Raw genomic sequence first — 268 nt, 5'->3', positions numbered from 1 at the left:
ATACGAACTTCCATATAACCCACAACGCCCCGTTGTTTGTATGGACGAAAAACCATATCAGTTACTTGGCGAGGCAAGATCCCCACTTCCTATGCGCCCCGGCAATGACCAGAAAGTAGATTCTGAGTATGTCAGAAATGGTACATGCAGCATTTTTGCATTCGTAGAACCGCTTGGTGGAGCTCATCATGTAAGTGTTCGGGAACATCGGACTGCAATTGACTGGGCAGAAGAAATCAAATATCTTGCCGATGTCATGTATCCAGAT

1 pseudogene is annotated in these 268 nt (G+C 45.5%); it reads left to right on the top strand.

The features are described 5' to 3' along the window. A pseudogene (locus ACK99Q_RS17805) lies at positions 1-268 on the top strand (IS630 family transposase); the annotation flags it as partial.

It is taken from the genome of Aeromicrobium sp. MLTX1 (assembly GCF_046452335.1).
Classification (GTDB): domain Bacteria; phylum Actinomycetota; class Actinomycetes; order Propionibacteriales; family Nocardioidaceae; genus Aeromicrobium.
The sequence above is the reverse complement of the archived record's forward strand: the minus strand, read 5'-3'. Positions and strand labels throughout refer to the sequence as shown.